Source organism: Paracoccus isoporae, from assembly GCF_900101865.1.
Lineage (GTDB): Bacteria > Pseudomonadota > Alphaproteobacteria > Rhodobacterales > Rhodobacteraceae > Paracoccus > Paracoccus isoporae.
Genome location: NZ_FNAH01000008.1, coordinates 1 through 15,339, shown reverse-complemented (window position 1 = coordinate 15,339; position 15,339 = coordinate 1). Strand labels below are relative to the sequence as shown.

General features: G+C 64.2%; 15 protein-coding genes and 1 tRNA gene. 1 reads left to right on the top strand and 15 read right to left on the bottom strand.

The window, feature by feature from the left end; all coding sequences use genetic code 11:
• Window positions 1–10 precede the first annotated feature (10 nt).
• The 12 genes from rpoB to BLT73_RS12385 all read right to left on the bottom strand — a co-directional run bounded on the left by rpoB (window position 11) and on the right by BLT73_RS12385 (window position 12,882).
• Entirely contained in the window at window positions 11–4,165 is a 4,155-nt protein-coding gene (gene rpoB / locus BLT73_RS12440; protein ID WP_090524266.1) for a DNA-directed RNA polymerase subunit beta, read from the bottom strand.
• A gap of 241 nt (window positions 4,166–4,406) precedes the next feature.
• Window positions 4,407–4,781 (bottom strand): 50S ribosomal protein L7/L12, encoded by a 375-nt coding sequence (rplL, locus tag BLT73_RS12435; RefSeq protein WP_090524265.1) that lies wholly within the window; start codon window positions 4,779–4,781, stop codon window positions 4,407–4,409.
• Between the two features lie 66 nt (window positions 4,782–4,847).
• Window positions 4,848–5,363: a 50S ribosomal protein L10 gene (gene rplJ / locus BLT73_RS12430; RefSeq protein ID WP_090524263.1), complete on the bottom strand. Its 516-nt coding sequence runs from the start codon at window positions 5,361–5,363 to the stop codon at window positions 4,848–4,850.
• A gap of 274 nt (window positions 5,364–5,637) precedes the next feature.
• Window positions 5,638–6,567 (bottom strand): glycosyltransferase family 2 protein, encoded by a 930-nt coding sequence (locus tag BLT73_RS12425; protein ID WP_176805078.1) that lies wholly within the window; start codon window positions 6,565–6,567, stop codon window positions 5,638–5,640.
• 8 nt (window positions 6,568–6,575) lie between these two features.
• Window positions 6,576–7,466 carry a hypothetical protein gene (locus tag BLT73_RS12420; protein ID WP_090524261.1) on the bottom strand — a complete coding sequence of 297 codons (891 nt, stop codon included), beginning with the start codon at window positions 7,464–7,466 and terminating at the stop codon, window positions 6,576–6,578.
• A gap of 155 nt (window positions 7,467–7,621) precedes the next feature.
• Window positions 7,622–8,323 carry a 50S ribosomal protein L1 gene (gene rplA, locus BLT73_RS12415; protein ID WP_090524260.1) on the bottom strand — a complete coding sequence of 234 codons (702 nt, stop codon included), beginning with the start codon at window positions 8,321–8,323 and terminating at the stop codon, window positions 7,622–7,624.
• A 4-nt stretch (window positions 8,324–8,327) separates the two neighbouring features.
• Window positions 8,328–8,780: a 50S ribosomal protein L11 gene (gene rplK / locus BLT73_RS12410; protein ID WP_090524258.1), complete on the bottom strand. Its 453-nt coding sequence runs from the start codon at window positions 8,778–8,780 to the stop codon at window positions 8,328–8,330.
• A gap of 85 nt (window positions 8,781–8,865) precedes the next feature.
• On the bottom strand, window positions 8,866–9,405 hold the full coding sequence (gene nusG / locus BLT73_RS12405; RefSeq protein ID WP_090524257.1) for a transcription termination/antitermination protein NusG: 540 nt from the start codon (window positions 9,403–9,405) through the stop codon (window positions 8,866–8,868).
• Window positions 9,406–9,579: 174 nt separating this feature from the next.
• Window positions 9,580–9,771: a preprotein translocase subunit SecE gene (gene secE, locus BLT73_RS12400; protein ID WP_090524256.1), complete on the bottom strand. Its 192-nt coding sequence runs from the start codon at window positions 9,769–9,771 to the stop codon at window positions 9,580–9,582.
• 49 nt (window positions 9,772–9,820) lie between these two features.
• A complete protein-coding gene (locus tag BLT73_RS12395) occupies window positions 9,821–10,735 on the bottom strand; it encodes a hypothetical protein (protein WP_090524255.1) in 915 nt (304 codons plus the stop codon).
• A 55-nt stretch (window positions 10,736–10,790) separates the two neighbouring features.
• Window positions 10,791–10,866: transfer RNA gene (locus tag BLT73_RS12390), tRNA-Trp, on the bottom strand.
• 138 nt (window positions 10,867–11,004) lie between these two features.
• The gene (locus tag BLT73_RS12385) at window positions 11,005–12,882 is read right to left on the bottom strand and encodes an ABC transporter ATP-binding protein (RefSeq protein ID WP_090524515.1); all 1,878 of its coding nucleotides are present in this window, start codon (window positions 12,880–12,882) and stop codon (window positions 11,005–11,007) included.
• A 224-nt stretch (window positions 12,883–13,106) separates the two neighbouring features.
• On the opposite strand from BLT73_RS12385, the gene BLT73_RS12380 reads away from it, so the two are divergent.
• The gene (locus BLT73_RS12380; RefSeq protein WP_090524513.1) at window positions 13,107–13,604 is read left to right on the top strand and encodes a DUF892 family protein; all 498 of its coding nucleotides are present in this window, start codon (window positions 13,107–13,109) and stop codon (window positions 13,602–13,604) included.
• A gap of 78 nt (window positions 13,605–13,682) precedes the next feature.
• On the opposite strand, the gene BLT73_RS12375 is transcribed toward BLT73_RS12380, so the two are convergent.
• The 3 genes from BLT73_RS12375 to BLT73_RS12365 all read right to left on the bottom strand — a co-directional run.
• Window positions 13,683–14,096 (bottom strand): GFA family protein, encoded by a 414-nt coding sequence (locus BLT73_RS12375; RefSeq protein WP_090524253.1) that lies wholly within the window; start codon window positions 14,094–14,096, stop codon window positions 13,683–13,685.
• Entirely contained in the window at window positions 14,093–14,485 is a 393-nt protein-coding gene (locus BLT73_RS12370; RefSeq protein ID WP_090524511.1) for a VOC family protein, read from the bottom strand. The genes BLT73_RS12375 and BLT73_RS12370 overlap by 4 nt, the downstream gene beginning before the upstream one ends.
• Window positions 14,486–14,739: 254 nt before the next feature.
• Window positions 14,740–15,339 (bottom strand): EF-Tu C-terminal domain-related protein (locus tag BLT73_RS12365; RefSeq protein WP_245727047.1); only part of this gene is annotated, 600 nt, incomplete at its 5' end.

Below are 15,339 nucleotides of genomic sequence, written 5' to 3'. Positions count from 1 at the left end.
GCCACAGCCGTTATTCCTCTTCCTCCGCATCCAGGAGTTCCATGTTGAGGCCCAGACCCCGGACCTCCTTGACGAGCACGTTGAACGATTCCGGCACGCCGGCCTCGAAATTATCCTCGCCCTTGACGATGCTTTCATAAACCTTGGTTCGGCCCGCCACGTCGTCCGACTTCACGGTCAGCATTTCCTGCAACGTGTAGGCGGCGCCATAGGCTTCAAGCGCCCAGACCTCCATCTCACCCAGACGCTGGCCGCCGAACTGGGCCTTACCACCCAGCGGCTGCTGCGTGACGAGGCTGTAGGGTCCGGTCGAGCGGGCATGCATCTTGTCGTCGACAAGGTGGTGCAGCTTCAGGACATATTTCATCCCCACCGTCACCGGACGCGAGAACTGCTCGCCGGTGCGGCCGTCGAAGACCACCGACTGACCGGACTGGTCGAAGCCCGCCCGTTTCAGCGCGTCATCCACGTCGCTTTCCTTGGCCCCGTCGAAGACCGGAGTGGCGATCGGAACGCCGTTGCGCACCGCGTTGGCATGCTCCAGCAGCTGATCGTCCGCCAACCCGTCGAAGGTCTCGGCATACATCTCGTCGCCATAGCCGTTCTTCATCGCGTCGCGCACACCCGACATGTCGCCCGACCCGTTGCGGAATGCCTCGAGCGCCTCGTCGATCTGGATGCCCAGCCCGCGAGAGGCCCAGCCCATATGGGTTTCTAGGATCTGGCCGACATTCATCCGCGACGGCACGCCGAGCGGGTTCAGCACCAGGTCCACCGGGGTGCCGTCGCCCAGGAAGGGCATGTCTTCCATCGGCACAACCTTCGAGACGACCCCCTTGTTGCCGTGACGTCCGGCCATCTTGTCGCCGGCCTGAAGCTTGCGCTTCACCGCGACGAACACCTTGACCATCTTCATCACGCCCGGAGGCAGATCGTCGCCCTGACGGACCTTCTCGACCTTGTCGTCGAACCGGGCCTCGAGCGCCTTTTTCTGGGCGTTGAACTGATCGTGCAGCGCCTCGACTTCCTTGGCGGTGTCCTCGTCGCCGATGGCCAGTTGCCACCACAGCCCGCGCGAGATCGAGCCCAGCAGATCATCATCGATCATGCTGCCCGACTTGATCCCTTTCGGACCTTTCACCGCGGTCTTGCCGGCGATGAGCGTCTTCAGCCGCGCATAGATGTTGCGCTCCAGGATGGCCAGCTCGTCGTCGCGGTCGCGCGACAGGCGTTCGACCTCTTCGCGCTCGATCTGCAACGCGCGCTCGTCCTTGTCGACGCCGTGACGGTTGAACACCCGGACCTCGACAATGGTGCCGTAGGCCCCCGGCGGCAGACGCAGCGAGGTGTCGCGCACATCGGACGCCTTCTCGCCGAAGATGGCGCGCAGAAGTTTTTCCTCCGGCGTCATCGGGCTTTCGCCCTTGGGCGTGATCTTGCCCACCAGAATATCGCCCGGCCCGACTTCGGCACCGATATAGACGATGCCCGCCTCATCGAGGTTGCGCAGCGCCTCTTCGCCGACATTCGGGATGTCGCGGGTGATCTCTTCCGGGCCGAGCTTGGTGTCGCGCGCCGCAACCTCGTATTCGTCGATATGGATCGAGGTGAACACGTCGTCGCGGTGGATCCGCTCGGAGATCAGGATCGAATCCTCGTAGTTGTAGCCGTTCCACGGCATGAAGGCGACGACCACGTTCCGGCCGATGGCCAACTCGCCCTGATCGGTCGAGGGACCGTCCGCGATCACCTGCCCCTTCACGACCTTCTCGCCCACCTTGACCAGCGGACGCTGGTTGATGGTCGAGGACTGGTTGGAGCGCTTGAACTTGCGCAGCCGGTAGATATCCACCCCGGCATTGCCGCCAGCCAGATCTTCGGTCGCACGGACAACGATCCGCTGCGCATCGACCTGGTCGATGATGCCGGAACGCGTCGCCATGATCGCAGCACCCGAATCGCGGGCCACAGTGGCTTCCATCCCGGTGCCGACGAAAGGCGCCTCGGCGCGCAGCAGCGGCACCGCCTGACGCTGCATGTTGGAGCCCATCAGCGCGCGGTTGGCGTCATCGTTTTCAAGGAAGGGGATCAGCGCCGCGGCGACGGAGACCAACTGCTTGGGCGACACGTCGATCAGATCGACCGCGTCCACCGGGTTCAGCATGAAATCGCCCGCCTGACGGGTGCTGACCAGTTCGTTGACGAACTTGCCGTCATCGTCGAGCTGCGCATTGGCCTGCGCGACGGTGTGGCGCATCTCCTCGGTCGCGGACATATAGACCACGTCGTCGGTCACCTTGCCCTCGACCACCTTGCGATAGGGGGTCTCGATGAAGCCGTATTTGTTCACGCGGGCAAAGGTCGCGAGGCTGTTGATCAGACCGATATTCTGACCTTCCGGCGTCTCGATCGGGCACATCCGCCCGTAATGGGTCGGGTGCACGTCGCGCACCTCGAAGCCCGCGCGTTCGCGGGTCAGACCGCCCGGCCCGAGCGCCGAGAGGCGGCGCTTATGCGTCACCTCCGACAGCGGGTTGGTCTGGTCCATGAACTGCGAAAGCTGCGAAGAGCCGAAGAATTCGCGCACCGCCGCCGCCGCCGGCTTGGCGTTGATCAGATCCTGCGGCATGACCGTGTCGATCTCGACGCCCGACATGCGCTCGCGGATCGCGCGCTCCATGCGCAGCAGGCCGACGCGATACTGGTTTTCCATCAGCTCACCGACCGAACGCACCCGGCGGTTGCCCAGATGGTCGATATCGTCGATCTCGCCCTTGCCGTCGCGCAGTTCCACCAGCCCCTTGACGCAGGCCACGATATCCTCAGGCCGAAGCGTGCGCTGCGTGTCCGGCGCATCGAGGTCGAGGCGCATATTCATCTTGACCCGGCCCACGGCGGACAGGTCGTAACGCTCGCTGTCGAAGAACAGGCTGTCGAACATGGTCGAGGCCGCTTCCACGGTCGGCGGCTCGCCCGGACGCATGACGCGATAGATATCCATCAGCGCCTGATCGCGGTTCATGTTCTTGTCCGCGGCCATGGTGTTGCGGATATAGGCGCCGACATTGACGTTATCGATGTCCAGAACCGGAATGTCGGTGATGTCGTTATCCAGCAGCGACTTCAGCAGACCGCCGGTCAGCTCGCCATCCTTGTCATAGTCGGCGGTGATTTCGTCCCCGGCCTCGGCATAGATCAGCCCGGTCTCGTCATTCACCAGATCCCTGGCCACGAACCGGCCGATGATCTGATCGAACGGCACCAGCAGGTCGATATCCTCGCCGCCTTCCAGAAGCTGCTTCACCTTGCGCGGCGTGACCTTCTCGCCGGCCTTGGTGATGACCTCGCCGGTGGCGGCGTTGATCAGATCGAAGGCCGGGCGCGAGCCGCGGACGCGGTCGGGGAAGAAGCGCGTGACCCAGCCGCCCTCATTGCCCTTCTGCGCCTTCTGCAGCTTGAACGGCACAGTGTCGTAGAACGCATCCATGATGCCTTCCTGATCCAGACCGAGCGCATAGAGCAGCGTCGTGACCGGCAGCTTCCGGCGGCGGTCGATGCGCGCGAACACCAGATCCTTGGCGTCGAATTCGAAATCCAGCCAGGAGCCGCGATAGGGGATGATGCGGCAGGCGAACAGCAGCTTGCCCGAGCTGTGCGTCTTGCCGCGGTCATGGTCGAAGAACACGCCCGGAGAGCGATGCATCTGCGACACGACAACGCGCTCGGTCCCGTTGACGATGAACGTCCCGTTCTGGGTCATCAGGGGCATGTCGCCCATGAACACGTCCTGTTCCTTGATGTCCTTGACCGACTTCGCGCCGGTGTTCTCGTCAACATCGAACACGATCAGGCGCAGCGTCACCTTCAGCGGCGCGGCATAGGTCATGTCGCGGCTCTGGCATTCATCGACGTCGTATTTCGGCTTTTCCAGCTCGTATTTCACGAATTCCAGCGTCGCGGTCTCGTTGAAATCCTTGATCGGGAAGACCGACTGGAACACGCCCTGCAGCCCCTCGCCATCGGTATGGGTCGGGGCATCGCCGGAATTCAGGAACAGGTCATAGGAGGATTTCTGGACCTCGATGAGGTTCGGCATCTCCAGAACTTCGCGGATATTGCCGTAGCTGCGCCGGATACGCTTCTGGCCGACATAGGACTGCGCCATGGGGTCTTGCACCTTTCGTCTTGACGCGCGCGTGCCGTCGGGGCCCGGCAGGCGCGGTCTGCGAATGTCAGGGGTTCCTGTTCAATACCTGCCGCCCGTCCCACCGCGCGGCTCCCGAACCTGAACATGCCCTGAAGGAAGCTGATGCCATGTAGGCATCGGATCAGCGCCCTTCAAGACAGGTTCGGCAGGGACCGGGAAATTCCCGGACCCTGCCCAAATCATGCGACCGAAGGGTCGATTATTTCAGCTCGACCTTGGCGCCAGCCGCTTCGAGCTTCTTCTTCATCTCTTCGGCTTCGTCCTTGGCAGCGCCTTCCTTGACCTTGCCACCGGCTTCGACCAGGTCCTTGGCTTCTTTCAGGCCCAGACCGGTGATGCCGCGCACTTCCTTGATCACGTTGATCTTGTTCGGGCCGGCTTCGGTCAGCACGACGTCGAATTCGGTCTTTTCTTCGGCAGCTTCGGCCGCACCGGCAGCCGGGCCAGCCATCATCACCGCGCCGCCGGCGGCGGGCTCGATGCCGTATTCATCCTTCAGGATGGTTTTCAGTTCCTGGGCTTCCAGCAGGGTCAGGCCCACGATGTCTTCGGCGAGTTTCTTCAGATCAGCCATTTTTCCGTTCTTTCCAAGTTTGTGTTCCAACGTCGGATATCGTCCATACGCCGGGAATGAGTTGCATCAGGCGGCTTCGCGCTCTTCGAGCGTCGAAAGAATGCCCGCGATGTTCGAAGCAGGTGCGCCAATCGCACCGGCGATGTTCGAAGCCGGAGCGCCGATGCAGCCGACGATCGAGGCAATGAGCTCGTCGCGCGAAGGCATGGCGGCCACGGATTTCACACCGGCCGGATCAAGCGCCGTGTCGCCCATCGCACCGCCGAGGATCACGAACTTGTCGTTCCCCTTGGCGTATGAATCGGCGACCTTGGCCGCAGCCACAGGATCCTCCGAATAGGACAGCACGGTCATGCCCGTCAGGTAGTCAGCAATGCTTGCGCAGGGCTTTCCTTCCAGGGCGATCTTGGCGAGCCTGTTCTTGGCAACGCGAACGGACCCGCCAGCGTCGCGCATCTGCGCGCGCAGGTCCTGCATCTGTGCAACCGTCATCCCTTCGTAATGGGCAACCACCACGACGCCAGAGCTTTCAAAGATCTGGCCGAGTTCCTCGACCACCTGTTCTTTTTGCGCTCTATCCACGGTTAACTCCAAGTTTGGGGGCGAACCCCCGGCTCTCACTTTCCGTTGGCCCCGAAGGGCCGCGGGTCGGGTCCGCAATCGATGGACCCGAGATCACCCGAGGAGAGCCCCCGGAAAAATGGTCTCGACTTCCATCTCGGGAAGGACATTAAGCCGCACGCGGCACCCTCCGTCTCGGACGAAAGCACCGGGTCCGCGAATCACGGATCCGATGCGAATGGCCCGTTTAGGGCAAATGCCGGTCTTTGCCAAGGGGCGACATCGCTTCGGCAGATCAACCTTGGTTGCTATTCCCATGGCCGGGGAAAATACGGTCGATCTGGCCGTGCGTATCGACATCCAAGCGGATGACTCCACCCAAGCCTTCGAGCTTCTCGCACGTCTCAGGTTCGAGTTGGTGCAGAAGGTCGTAGAGCGCGCGGTATTCCCGCTCAGCCTCCTCCGCGGGAAAGCGATCAATTTCGTCGAGCCGCGCTGACGCACGCCGGGGAAGCCCCCAGGACCCTCTGCGCCAGGCCAGCTTCGCGCGCCATCGATCATAGCCATTGTCGACGAAGTGCAGGAGCATGGCGCCGTTTGCCGGCCCCACGAAGATTCCGTCAATCGGTTTGCGGTCCCGGCCCACGACCAAATGCTGCCTCACCCGGAAAACGTCGAACCCGGTGCGGGTCAGCGATTTTCCGTCCGCATGACCCACGAGGCCGCCACGCGGCGCAAGATAGAAGGCTGCCGCACCGCCATTCTGCCGGATCACGGCGCGGGGCAGCGGCAAGCGGAACCAGTTCCCCCCGTGTCCTGGCGTCGTCACATGTTCGGCCGTGCAGAAACGGACCGCGGGGGCATCATCGGGCACGGAGCGGAGGAACTCGTCGAAATTGCGGCCTTGCAGATAGACGAATTCGTCACTGTCCACAGCCAGAAACCAATCTGCTTTCGCGCCACGATAAGCGAATGTCAGCGCAGCGTTCTGCCGCTTGACGAAGGCCATGTCGGGCTGCGCCCCGATGCCGCGCCAGAAATCCGCCGTGCAGCGATGCACGCGGACCTCCGGTCGCGTCTCCACCAATTCGATCGCCGGGTCCTGCGGATCGTCGAAGAACAGCTCGATGCGTTCGACGCCCAGTTCACAATACCAGGACACGAAGCGCAGGGTCTGCTCCAGCGGCTCGCGAAGCACTGTGGCCATCTGCACGGTTTCAGTCATGCGCTTCGTCATTCCGTCTCAATCCCCCGCAAAAACACTCCCAGATGCCGTCGCAAATGGCTGCGCTTCCGCTCGGGGCACAGCGCCAGGGCGCGTTCGGTGACGGCCCGGCAGCAGGCCCATTGGCGATAATGTGCAGGCATATGGTAATGCGCGATATGGGGCTTGACAGCCTGTTCTGCCTGGGTGCGGCGAAACAGAGAGTAGTTATAGCTTTCCGGCAGAACATGCAGCGCCGCGCCTGCGCGCCGGGCCGCGATCGGCAGTGCAATCTGATCCAGCCAGGGCCGTTTCTGCGTCACGCGATCGTCCCGGTCCAGCCTCAGCGCAGTGTCCAGCCACAGCTCGGGAAGGCGGTTGCCGCCGTCGAGATTTTCGTGAAACCCGACAAGCCCCGCGTTGAGATAGGGCAGCGACCGGAAATATGGGGGGCGCACCAGAAACATTCTTTCCGCCGGGAGCGGCAGATCAAGCACCGCGTAAGCGGTTTCCCAGTCGCCCGGATCAATGCCCCAGGTCGGCACGCCTTCCGGCACTGCAAACAGGCAGGGCTCATCCGGCACGTCAGAGAAATCGAGCGGTCGCGCGCAGATCATGTCGGTGTCGAGAAACACCGACAGCTCGCAACTCCGCGGCTCGCAGCACGCGATGATCTTGTTTCCATGCGGATAGGGCTCTGCCCAGGCGACATGATCCGTTCTCATCGTCCGCACATCGATGCGCAGCAACTCCAGCATGATTTCGGGCGCGCGTGCGAAGCCCTTGCTGTTATGCTCCGGCACATAGGCGATGATCTCCACATCCTCACCCATCTGCATGCGCAGGGACGTGGCCAGAAGCACCGCGGCGCTCTGAAAGCCCGGACCATCCATCACGAAGAAATAGCTGGTCTTTCGCATGGGGCCCGGCCTGTCTCAGCGTGAGGGGCGTTTCACCCGATCAATCACAGCGTGTGTAGCACCAGTCACGCAGCCAGTTCAATTCACTGGCGACCAAAAGAAAATCCCCGGCCGCCAGTCCGGCGCCGGGGATCTTCACGTTCGGATCGAATCGCTTACTGCGCCGCCACCGCGTCGGCAACGTCGATGGTCACGCCCGGACCCATGGTCGAGCTGATCGAGACCTTCTTGACATAGGTGCCCTTGGCGCCGGTCGGCTTGGCGCGGTTCACCGCCTCGACGAAGGCGCGGACATTCTGCGCGATCTTCTCGGCGTCGAAGCTGACCTTGCCGATGCCGGCATGGACGACCCCGGCCTTCTCGGCCTTGAACTGCACCTCACCGCCCTTGGCGGCGGCCACGGCCTGGGCGACATCCATCGTCACCGTGCCGACCTTGGGGTTCGGCATCAGGTTGCGCGGACCCAGCACCTTGCCCAGACGACCGACCAGCGGCATCATGTCGGGTGTGGCGATCACGCGGTCGAAATCCAGATTGCCGCCCTGGATCGATTCGACCAGATCCTCGGCGCCGACGACTTCGGCGCCGGCTTCCTTGGCCTCATCGGCCTTGGCGCCGCGGGCGAACACGGCCACGCGGACATCCTTGCCGGTGCCGGCGGGCAGTTGCACTACGCCGCGGACCATCTGGTCGGCGTGACGCGGATCGACGCCCAGATTCATCGCGATCTCGACGCTTTCGTCGAACTTGGCCGAGGCCGCATCCTTGACCAGCTTGACCGCCTCATCGACGGTCAGGTTCGCCTTGCCCTCGAAGGCGGCGCGGGCGGCGGCTTTCTTCTTTGCAATCTTTGCCATCAGCTCAGCCCTTCACCTCGATGCCGATCGAACGTGCCGAACCGGCGATGATCTTCATCGCTTCGTCGACCGAATTCGCGGACAGGTCCTTCATCTTCATCTCGGCAATCTCGCGCACCTGCTTGGTGGTGACCGAACCGGCGGTGGCGCGGCCGGGCTTTTCCGAGCCCTTGGCGCGGTTGCGCTTGCCCTGCGGCTTCAGACCGGCCGCCTGCTTGAGCAGGAAGGACGCCGGCGGCGTCTTAGTCTCGAAGGTGAACGACTTGTCCTGGTAATAGGTGATCACCACCGGGACGGGCGAGCCCTTCTGCATCTCCTGCGTCTTGGCGTTGAACGCCTTGCAGAATTCCATGATATTGATGCCGCGCTGACCCAGTGCGGGGCCGACGGGCGGGGACGGGTTGGCTTCACCCGCCTTGATCTGCAGCTTGAGCTGCCCAACAACTTTCTTGGCCATCTGGCCTCTCCTTTTTCATCGCGCCCTGCCCTCGCGGGCGTCCGGGCAGATATAGCGGTGCGGCCTCGGGCCTCCCGCGCTCACATCACGCGGTCTTGGCGACCTGCGTGAATTCCAGTTCGACCGGCGTCGGCCGGCCGAAAATCGACACGGTGACCTTGATCCGGGCGGCCGCATCGTCGACCTCTTCGACCGTGCCGGAGAACCCCTCGAACGGGCCGTCGGTCACGTTCACCGTCTCGCCCACGTCGAAGCGGATCAGGTTTCGCGGCGCGACCTCTGCCCCGCCCTCGCCGGTGCGGTGCAGGATCAGGTTGACCTCGTCATCGCGCATCGGCGACGGCTTGCCCTGCTGACCCAGGAAGCCGGTCACCCGGTTGATCGAGTTGACCAGGTGATAGGTCCGGTCGTTCATGTCCATATGCACGAGTACATAGCCCGGCATGAAGCGGCGTTCGGAGGTCACCTTCTTGCCGCGGCGCACCTCGATCACCTCTTCGGTGGGGACCACGACATCGTCAATCTCGTCGCCCATCGACTTTTCCTCGATGGACTGACGAATCGCTTCGGCGACCTTCTTCTCGAAGTTCGACAGGACGCTGACCGAATACCAACGCTTTGCCATGTTCCGATCGACCCCTGTTTTGTCGTCTGGGGACGGCCCTGCCGTCCGCGTGAATTCCAATATGCCCGAAAATGAAACCGGCGCGCACCGAATCGTGCACGCCGATGGCCGGGCAAGTCGGGCGGAGATAACCCCGCCCTCAGCCAAATGCAACCCTGTCAGGCCCCTGGCCGGTCAGGACACCGAGCCGAGCAGCCAGGTCAGCCCGGTGCGGATCGCGATATCGACCAGGAAGAAGAAGATCGCGGCCAGCGTGGCCATGATGAAAACCATGATCGTGGTCGTCACCACCTCGCGCCGCGTCGGCCAGGTGATCTTGGCGGCCTGGTCGCGGACCTGAGACAGAAACTGGACGGGGTTGGCCATTGGTATCCTCGTGTTGCAGCCGCCCAGATAGACCGGGGCGGCAAGGTTTTCAAGCAGGCTCGGCACCGTCCGCGCCGGATCCGTCCCCCGCATCGCGCGCGAGCCATGTCACCCCGTCCAACCGCGAGAGCTGTTCGAGATCACGCGCATAGTTGCGCCGGCTGGCCGCGTAGACGCGCGGTCGCAGCGGCCGCATGGCCGGCACGCCACGTGTCTTCGGATGCTCGGCACAGGCCCGGTTCAGCAATTTCTCCACCGGGGTGTCGAGATCGCTCATCGCCAGTTCGGCGAACAGGTGATAGGCATCCTGGGAAATGCCGCCATTGCGCCAGGTCGGTGCGGGCACGATCGGCGCCAAGTCCGGGCCGACCATCTCTCGGATGACTTGCGGGCGCAGCGCCACGTAATACTCATACTGCCAGCAGACCAGCCGGGTCACCCCCTCGCAGGACAGCAAACGCTGTGCAAGCTCGGTCCAGGCCAGTTCCTCCACAGACAGCCCGCTGACATAGCGGTCGATGTCGATGGCGACGCCCATGCGCAACTGCTGGCCATAGGCCGAAGACACGAACCTGGCCGGATCGCGCACCGCCAGGAACAGCTCGACCTCGGGATGGCCCAGCAACGCCAGCAGCGCGTCCACCGCGTCCTTCGCGCCGGGATAGAGGATATTGCCCTCGCCGAACATGGCGGCGCGATAGGTCGTGCCGATGATGTTCTCTTCGGAGATCAGGTGATGGTCGTGCCGCGCCAGCCAGGCGTTCAGCTCGGTCTTGGCGATGGATTGCGCCGCATCGTCGCCGGCATGCAGCGCTGTATAGAGCGGCAACGCCTCGCTGCGCAGGGAACGCGGACCCAGATAGCCAAGCCCACCGGCGATCAACTTGCCGCGCACGCGGCGAAACGCGTGCTGCAGCTCTGTTGTCGCGGTCTTGTGCGCGCCGAGATGGATCCTCAGGGTCATGTGATGACGTGCCTTTGGCCGGTGCTGCGCATTCTGGCGCAATCGGGCGGGCGACTGGCAGGGGCAGAGGGACTCGAACCCACGACCCTCGGTTTTGGAGACCGATGCTCTACCAACTGAGCTATACCCCTAGGCCGCGGGCCTGATTAAAGCGGAACGGATCACGGCGCAAGGGGAATAGCAGGGACAAGCTGAACGTTTGGTTGCGAACCCCACCCAAGCCCGCGCATACCGTGGCGACTGACGGGTCCGAGACCCGCCCGCCCGCGTCATTCCCCCGCCAGCGCCCGGTCCTCGTCGGCGTCCTCGGTCAGCAAGAACCCCCCGGACTGCCGCGCCCAGAGACGCGCGTAAAGCCCGCCCGCCTCCAGCAGCTCGGCATGGCTGCCCTGTTCGATGATCCGCCCCTGATCCATCACCACCAGCCGGTCCATGGCCGCGATGGTGGACAGGCGATGAGCAATGGCGATCACCGTCTTGCCCTGCATCAGCGCATCGAGCCGCGACTGGATCGCCGCCTCCGCCTCGCTGTCGAGCGCCGAGGTCGCCTCGTCCAGCACCAGGATTGGCGCATCCTTCAGCGCGACACGGGCAATGGCGATGCGCTGACGCTGCCCGCCGGACAGTTTCACCCCGCGCTCGCCCACATGCGCATCCAGCCCCCGCCGACCCTTGCTGTCGGCCAGAAGCGGAATGAAATCCTGCGCCTCGGCCATCTCGACTGCCGCCCGGATCTCCGCCTCCGTCGCATCGGGGCGGCCATAGGTGATGTTCTCGCGGACAGATCGGTGCAGGAGAGAACTGTCCTGCGTCACCACCCCGATGGCGGCGCGCAGGCTTTCCTGGGTCACCTCTGACACGTCCTGCCCGTCAATCGTGATCCGACCGCGCTCCAGGTCGTGAAACCGGAGCAGCAGGTTCACGAGCGTGGACTTGCCCGCGCCAGAGCGGCCGATCAGCCCGACCCGCTCGCCCGGCGCGATTTCGAGATTCAGCTCATCCAGCACCGCCAGCGGTCGATCCGCCGCCGAGGCGTCATATCGGAACGTCACATCGGCGAAGCTGACCGCGCCCGGCCCACGGCGCAGGGTCTGCGCGGTGGCGCTGTCCTGCACCGCGCGCGGCAGGGCCAGCGACGAGATCCCGTCGCGCACCGTGCCGATATTCTCGAAAAGCGCGGCGAATTCCCACATGATCCAATGCGACATGTTGTTCAGCCGCAGCGCCAGCGGCACCGCGACCGCCAATGCGCCCACGCTGACCGTGCCGCCCACCCATAGCACCAGCCCGATACAGGTCACCGCCGCGACAAGCATCACGTTGAGCAGCGTCAGCAGCATGTCCTGCAACGCAGACAGCCGCATCTGCGCATAGACGGTCTGCAGGAATCCATCCATGCCGCGCCGCACCCAGGCCTCTTCGCGGTCGGAATGCGAGAACAGCTTCACCGTGGCGATATTGGTATAGCTGTCCACCACCTGCCCGGTCATGGCACTGCGCGCATCCGCCTGCGCCTGCGCCACCCGGCCGAGCCGTGGCACGATCTGCCACAGCAGCAGCCCGTAACACAGCCCCCAGGCCGCGAAGGGCAGCGCAAGCCGCCAGTCCTGGCTCGCGGCGACCACCACCGCGCCCAGGAACATCACCAGCACATAGACCGCGACATCCATGATCTTCATCGCCACCTCGCGCACCGCGAGCGCGGTCTGCATGAGGCGCTGCGCGATCCGCCCGGCGAACTCGTCCTGGAAATATCCGACCGACTGGCGCAGCAGGTAGCGATGCGCCTGCCAGCGGATCCGCTGCGGGAAATTGCCCAGGAGCGTCTGATGCATGACCATGCTGGCCAGCCCGTTCAACACCGGCAGCGCCACCAGCAGGACCACCCCCATCAGGATCAGCCGCCGGCCCTCGGCCTGCCAGAACTGATCGCGCGGCGTGTCGGACAGCCGGTTGACCAGTTCACCCAGATAGCCGAACAGCGCCACCTCGATGATGGCGATCACGGCGGAACCCAGCGCCAGCAGCACCAGCCACGGCAGCGCGCCGTGCGAGTAATGCAGCAGGAACCCCCAGAAGCTGCGCGGCGGCATCTCGGGCGCCCCCTGCGGATAGGGATCCAACCGGCGTTCAAACCAGCCAAACATCATCTCACCATATCATCATGCCCGGCCCGCATACCGGCGGCGAAGGGCTGGCGCAGCGCGCTCTCCGTGTCAAGCGTATCCGGCGCACGGGGCCACCCGCGCGTCCGGTCTCCCGTTGATCTTTGCTGGATGGCCGGAACATCCGCAAGCCGCGCGGCGTTGGCGATGCGACGGGTGGACCCGGCAAGGCAAAACCCGAAGACACATTCAAAAGGAGCGTCATCATGGCCATCAAGAACCTCAAGGATCTGTATCTCGACCAGCTTCGCGACATCTATTCGGCCTGCAAGCAATCCATGCCGATCGTCACCGAGATGGGCCGCGCCTCGAAATCCAAGGAGCTGTCCGAGGCGCTGATCGCCAGCAACCAGGGCACCTCCGACGGGATGGAAGTGCTGGCCCAGCTTTGCAACGATCATGGCGTCGACCCGACGGGCGAGCATTGCAAGGGCATGGAGGGGCTGGTGACCGAGGCCCGCAAGCACGCGCTCGAAGCCGAATTTGCCGATGAGGACGCGCAGGACGCGGCCATCATAACCCAGTATCAGCGCCTGGCCCATTACGCGATCGCGGGCTATGGCTGCGTGCGCACCTTCGCCAACCGGCTGGGTCTCGACGGGGATGCGGCGAAGCTGCAGGAATGCCTCGACCACACCTGGGAAGGCGACCGCCACATGACCCAGATCGCCGAGGGCGGCGTGAACAAGGCCGCGACCAACTGACATCGCGCGTGCGGGTCACGGGAGGCGCTCAGCCTCCCGTGCCGCCCGCTCGCAGCCAGACCCGGCGCGGCGCCCGAGCTAGAGATGCCGCGTCTCCGGGGCCGGATTCATCCAGTCGTCATGTGCCCCATCGGTGTAATGGACCGACGCCGAAATCAGTTCGGCCTCCCCGACATCGTCAAGCGCCGCGACGACGACCTGAACGAAGCGCCCGCCCATTTCCGGGATCTCGCCATCCGTCCACAGCCTGATCCCGCAACGGCGGCAGAACCAGTGATGCATGTCAAGCGCCGCCCCGTCCGCGCGCGGCGTCTCGGCCAGATCGTCGCGACCGGCCAGCAGGCGGAACCCCTCAGGCTCCGGCAGGCGCAATTCCCAATAGCGCATCTTCCGGCAGAACCGGCAATTGCAGCGCAGGGTGCCATCCGCCAGATCGCCTTCGGCCTCGAAGCGCACCGCGCCGCAGAAGCAGCTTCCCTGGTAGCGTGTCATGGCGTGGCTCCGTGGAAGACGGCCTCGATATTATTGCCATCAGGACCGATCACGAAGGCGCCGTAGTAGCCGGCGTGGTAGTCCGGGCGCGGTCCCGGCGCACCGTTATCCGTCCCGCCAGCCTCGAGCGCTGCGGCGTGAAACGCAGCAACGCCCGCCTCGTCATCCGCCAGAAACGCGACATGCAGCCCGCCCATCGCCGGCTTTCCGGTGCCGATCCAGAAAAACGGGTTGCCTTCGCGGCCGAAGGCGACGTGGCTGCCATGTCCGCCGGTCATCTCCTCTGTCACCTCCATCTGGACTGTCAGACCGAGCGGTGCCAAAGCCGCCGCGTAAAAGGCTCGCGCGCGGGTCAGATCCGAAACGTGAAATCCGATATGGTCGATCATCGTCATGCTCCTGCTGCTTACCGGCACAGTATCATCGTCCGGCCCTGACAATTCGCGTCAGCAGGTGGACGCGGTCGCATGCTGATGTGACAGCTCGTTCTGAACGGGCCGCGGTGAAATTAACGGCCTGTTTTTCGCGGCTTTCGCGGAATGGCGCACCACCGCCCCCGCCCCGTCACGAAAAAACCCGCCCCTTTCGGGGCGGGCCTTGATCTCGTCGCGCGGGCGGGGGTGGTCCCGCCCTCAGCCGGTCATCACTCGATGATCTTGGCCACCACGCCGGCGCCGACGGTGCGGCCGCCTTCGCGGATGGCGAAGCGCAGTTTCTCTTCCATCGCGATCGGGGCGATCAGCTCGACCTCGAATTTCAGGTTGTCGCCCGGCATCACCATCTCCGTGCCTTCCGGCAGCTTCACCGTGCCGGTCACATCCGTGGTGCGGAAGTAGAATTGCGGACGGTAATTGGCGAAGAACGGGGTGTGGCGGCCACCCTCTTCCTTGGTGAGGATGTAGGCCTCGGCCTCGAACTTGGTGTGCGGGGTCACGGAACCGGGCTTGGCCAGAACCTGGCCGCGCTCGACGCCGTCACGCTCGATGCCGCGCAGCAGCGCGCCGATATTGTCGCCCGCCTCGCCGCGATCGAGCAGCTTGCGGAACATCTCGACGCCGGTGCAGGTGGTCTTCTTGGTGTCGCGGATGCCGACGATTTCAAGCTCGTCGCCCACGTTCACCGCGCCACGCTCGACCCGGCCGGTCACCACCGTGCCGCGGCCCGAGATCGAGAACACGTCCTCGATCGGCATCAGGAAGGGCTGATCCACGGCGCGCTCCGGCGTCGGGATATAGCTGTCGAC

Bases quoted from the DNA above. Each gene is read 5' to 3' on its own strand.
- rpoB (WP_090524266.1), bottom strand. From the start codon at position 4,165: ATGGCGCAGTCCTATGTCGGCCAGAAGCGTATCCGGCGCAGCTACGGC.
- rplL (WP_090524265.1), bottom strand. From the start codon at position 4,781: ATGGCTGATCTGAAGAAACTCGCCGAAGACATCGTGGGCCTGACCCTG.
- BLT73_RS12425 (WP_176805078.1), bottom strand. From the start codon at position 6,567: ATGACTGAAACCGTGCAGATGGCCACAGTGCTTCGCGAGCCGCTGGAG.
- BLT73_RS12420 (WP_090524261.1), bottom strand. From the start codon at position 7,466: ATGCGAAAGACCAGCTATTTCTTCGTGATGGATGGTCCGGGCTTTCAG.
- rplA (WP_090524260.1), bottom strand. From the start codon at position 8,323: ATGGCAAAGATTGCAAAGAAGAAAGCCGCCGCCCGCGCCGCCTTCGAG.
- rplK (WP_090524258.1), bottom strand. From the start codon at position 8,780: ATGGCCAAGAAAGTTGTTGGGCAGCTCAAGCTGCAGATCAAGGCGGGT.
- nusG (WP_090524257.1), bottom strand. From the start codon at position 9,405: ATGGCAAAGCGTTGGTATTCGGTCAGCGTCCTGTCGAACTTCGAGAAG.
- secE (WP_090524256.1), bottom strand. From the start codon at position 9,771: ATGGCCAACCCCGTCCAGTTTCTGTCTCAGGTCCGCGACCAGGCCGCC.
- BLT73_RS12395 (WP_090524255.1), bottom strand. From the start codon at position 10,735: ATGACCCTGAGGATCCATCTCGGCGCGCACAAGACCGCGACAACAGAG.
- BLT73_RS12385 (WP_090524515.1), bottom strand. From the start codon at position 12,882: ATGTTTGGCTGGTTTGAACGCCGGTTGGATCCCTATCCGCAGGGGGCG.
- BLT73_RS12380 (WP_090524513.1), top strand. From the start codon at position 13,107: ATGGCCATCAAGAACCTCAAGGATCTGTATCTCGACCAGCTTCGCGAC.
- BLT73_RS12375 (WP_090524253.1), bottom strand. From the start codon at position 14,096: ATGACACGCTACCAGGGAAGCTGCTTCTGCGGCGCGGTGCGCTTCGAG.
- BLT73_RS12370 (WP_090524511.1), bottom strand. From the start codon at position 14,485: ATGATCGACCATATCGGATTTCACGTTTCGGATCTGACCCGCGCGCGA.